This is a genomic window from Candidatus Woesearchaeota archaeon (assembly GCA_020854775.1).
Taxonomy (GTDB): domain Archaea; phylum Nanobdellota; class Nanobdellia; order Woesearchaeales; family 21-14-0-10-32-9; genus 21-14-0-10-32-9.
This window is the reverse complement of the sequence record JAHKLZ010000003.1, coordinates 1-4,088: the sequence shown is the minus strand read 5'-3', so window position 1 is coordinate 4,088 and position 4,088 is coordinate 1. Positions and strand designations below refer to the sequence as shown.

3 protein-coding genes are annotated in these 4,088 nt (G+C 41.9%); all 3 read left to right on the top strand.

Features of this window, described 5'->3' with window-relative positions; genetic code table 11:
- The first annotated feature begins 87 nt into the window (after positions 1-87).
- A complete protein-coding gene (locus KO361_00385; protein ID MCC7574035.1) occupies positions 88-1,998 on the top strand; it encodes a phage portal protein in 1,911 nt (636 codons plus the stop codon).
- Positions 1,999-2,121: 123 nt separating this feature from the next.
- Positions 2,122-3,120 (top strand): HK97 family phage prohead protease, encoded by a 999-nt coding sequence (locus KO361_00380; protein ID MCC7574034.1) that lies wholly within the window; start codon positions 2,122-2,124, stop codon positions 3,118-3,120.
- 5 nt (positions 3,121-3,125) lie between these two features.
- A partial coding sequence (locus KO361_00375; GenBank protein ID MCC7574033.1) for a phage major capsid protein occupies positions 3,126-4,088 on the top strand: 963 nt, incomplete at its 3' end.

Below are 4,088 nucleotides of genomic sequence, written 5' to 3'. Positions count from 1 at the left end.
TAAATGTTTGAATGGCTGAAACAACTGTTCCACCACAAGCAATCCCGAACCTATAACTCTGTTGTCCGATTTTATTCCGGTCAGGCGGTGTGGACGCCCAAAGATTATGAAAATTTTGCCAAAGAAGGTTATGGAAATAATGTTTATGTCTATTCCTGCGTTCGCCTAATCGCTCAAGCCTGTGCCGGTATTCCTTGGTTATTATACGAACAAAAGAAAGACAAATTAGAGGAATTAAACCTTAACCATCCTCTTCTGAAAGTGTGGAATCGGCCAAATCCCTTTGAAGGGTTTGGTTCCTGGTTTGAAGCAATGGTGAGCTATTTATTGTTGTCGGGGAATACGTATATTGAACGAACCCTTACTCGACCAAGCGAAAAATTAGAGCTTTACGTATTGCGGCCTGACCGGATGAAAATTGTTCCTGGTGATCAGAATAAGCCCATTTTGCGATACGAATATACAGTCAACGGAAACACGACACTACTTGAACCCGAATTAATTCTCCACATTAAGTTCTTTAATCCCTTAAACGATTTTTACGGCATGAGCCCGCTTGAAGCCTCTGCTCGAAGCATTGACCAAAATAATGAAGCTCGGAAATGGAATGTTTCTTTGTTGCAAAATTCGGCTCAACCTTCGGGAATTCTTTCGACCGACCAGACCTTGAGCGAAGACACCAGAAGAATCTTACGGGAACAGGCCATTGAGCTTTACGGCGGTTCTAATAATGCCGGCAATGTTTTTGTTGCCGAGGCTGGATTGAAATTTCAGCCAACCGGATTATCGCCGCTTGATATGAGTTGGTTAGAAGGATCGAAGCTTTCGGCTCGTGAAATGGCCATTGCTTACAACGTAGCCCCCGAGCTTATTGGAGACAATTCCTCAAAAACTTATTCCAATTATGGTGAAGCGAGAAAAGCTCTCTATCAAGAAACCGTTCTTCCCTTAATGGATTATTTAAAAGACGCTTTCAACAACTGGCTGGTTCCATTGTGGGGAGAAAACTTATACCTCGATTATGACAAAGACGGTATCGAGGCACTTCAAGAAGACCAGGATAAACTTTATAACCGGATGTTTGGAGCGGTTGACCGAGGGATTATTACCAGGAACGAAGCACGAGAGATGTTAGGGTTTGAAACCCTAAAAGTTCCTGAAGCGGATAGGCTTTATATTCCTTTTTCCTTAACTCCAATAAATGAGGAGCCAACAGAAGAAGAACCAGAAAAAGAACCCACTGAAGAACCGATTGAAGAAGAAACCGAAAAATCTTTCTCTCAAAAAAAAACCATCTTCTCTGAAGAAAAACTCGCTGAACTCTGGGAATATAAGCGGAAACACTATTGGGACCCATGGGAAAAGAAATGGAAGAAAGCCCTCAAACCTTACTTTGACGAGCAAGAAAAAGAAGTTTTAAAGAATATTGAGAACAGAAAAGCCGCTATCAGGAAAGAGGATATATACGAGATCGAGCAGTGGAATAAAAAGTTGCGGAAACTCTCTAAACCCTTGCTTTTAGAAATTATCAAAGGAGGGGTTGAAGCCGCCATTAATGAATTAGGAATTGAAGTTGCTTGGAATATCGACAACCCCAGGGTTAATGATTGGATTAAAGAAGAGCTTGGAAACAAGATTAAAGGAATTAACGATACCACCCTTGAGAAGCTGAAGGGTACACTGCAAGATGGAATTGACCTTGGAGAAGGGGTTGACGATCTGGCTAAGAGAGTAAGAGAAACCTTTGAAGATGCTAAGGGGTATCGGGCGGAAAACATTGCGAGAACTGAAACCATATCAGCGTTTACTGAAGGTAACCGGCAGTTGTACCAGGAAGCCGGAGTGAAACAATTACAATTTTGGGCCGCTAAGGATGAAAGAACTTGTGAAGAATGTTTTTCAGAACATGGGAGAAAATATGATATTCAAGAATCCCAAGGGGTGATTCCGAAGCACGTAAATTGCCGGTGTACTTGGGTGGCAGTTCTGGAGGAGTGAAAGTAATAAGGATGATAGATAGCCTTCATAATGTTTTAAAAGACAATCTTACCATAACAGAGCCTTAAGTCGTTTTATTTGTGGCTTGTTTGTTTTCACACACTTGCACCAGGAGGCACAGCAATGGAAAGAAAAACTTTCCGGTTAAAGCTCAATGACCTTGACGATCAGGGAGTTTTTACCGGTTACGCTGGAATATTCGCAATTGAAGACTTGCAAAATGACATTATCGAACGAGGGGCATTTAAGCGTACTCTCGACCATTCAGGCGGATCAGTTCCTATTTTGTGGCAACATAAATCCGATGAACCAATCGGTGTTGGGTTAGAAGCCAAAGAAGATGCCAGCGGTTTGTTTGTTCGAGGGCAACTCAACCTTGATACTCAGAAAGGGAAAGAAGCCTATTCCTTATTAAAACAGGGAGCCATAAAGGGGTTGAGCATTGGTTATGATCCGGTAAAGAAAGAATACAAGGACGGGAAAAGGCTATTAAAAGAGATAAAACTTTATGAGTATTCAGTAGTCACCTTCCCGGCCCAACCATTGGCAAACGTTTTAGACGTGAAAGAAGAATCAACGGAAAAAACCGACGTTCAAGATTCGTTAGGCGAGCACGATGAATTAACAAAAAAATCAACGGATTTTAATGAAAACTTTAATGAAATGCAACGTCAACAGGAATTATATTCAAGACTTTATAACCTGAATGACGCTTTAAATCAAGCAACTTGGGAAATATTTTATCCTAAAACGATTGGAAGTTCAGAATTATCCATTGATGAAAAGCTCTATAACATCAAGAAAAACCTTGATAATTATGTTTCCGCTTATTACCAATGGGCCAACGATTTTCTCAGTGCTAATTTTAAATCAATCAAACCTACTGATTTTAAATCGGGGAGAGTTCTCTCCTCGGTGAATTTATCTCAAATTAAAGATGTAATTGCTGCTCTTCAGGCCCTCGTTGAGAAAGCTGAACCTCAAGAAGACTCGGTTGATGACCACTCTGATGAGGAAAAGCAATCTGACGACTCAGCCGATACCAAAAGCGACTCGGAAACCTCGCTTGATGATGAACTACAAACACTTTTACATGACATGAAAAGTTACATTACGAGGTGAAAAACATGGCAGACGAAAAGAACACCCTGGTGGAATTAAAAGGGTTATTCGAGGAATTTAAACAAACCAACGACCAGCGTGAAGCCGAAATTAAAAAATACGGTGAGGCATTATCAAGCACTGTGGAAAAATTAGAAAAAATGAACTCTCGAATGGACGAGCTTGAAACCAAACTCAACCGTCCAGCGCAAGGAGAAAATAAGGAAGTTGATCCGAACATCGAGAAAAAGAGAGCTTTCGATCTTTACCTCCGAAAAGGAATTGAGGAGCTTATTCCTGAGAAAAAAGCCTTAGTGACTTATGACGATACTTTGGGTGGATATTTAGCACCTGGTGAATACGTTCGAGAAATCATCAAAGGCATTGTCGAATTTTCTCCAATTCGCTCTGTGGCCTCCATTCGACAGACCTCGCAACGGTTTGTTGAGCTCCCCAAAAAGACCGGTTCCATAGCGGCCGTCTGGGTGGCTGAAACCGGAACCCGAAGCGAAACCACCGGAATGGCCTATGGTTTGGAAAACGTGCCGGTTCATGAGATGTCTGCAGTGGTTGATATTTCCTTTGCCGACCTTGAAGATTCGGCTTTTAATATGGAAGAAGAAATTGTCAATGAATGTTCTGAGCAGTTTGGAGTAGCTGAAGGAACCGCCTTTGTTTCAGGGAATGCCGTTGGCAAACCGCAGGGGATTCTGACGAACGAAAGTATCGATTATACCGCTTCTGGCGATGCTGATGAAATAACTGCCGATGGTTTGATGGATATTTTCTATGATCTCAAATCTGCTTATGCCAACAATGCGGTTTGGTTGTTAAATCGACAGACTTTGAAAGCCATTCGGAAACTGAAAGCTGGAGACGGCCATTATTTGTGGCAACCCAACATTGGGTTAGGGACTCCTCCAACAATTTGCGAGCGTCCCTATATCGAATGTGTTGATATGCCGGACATAGCCGCTAATGCTTATCCG

Bases quoted from the DNA above. Each gene is read 5' to 3' on its own strand.
- KO361_00380 (MCC7574034.1), top strand. From the start codon at position 2,122: ATGGAAAGAAAAACTTTCCGGTTAAAGCTCAATGACCTTGACGATCAG.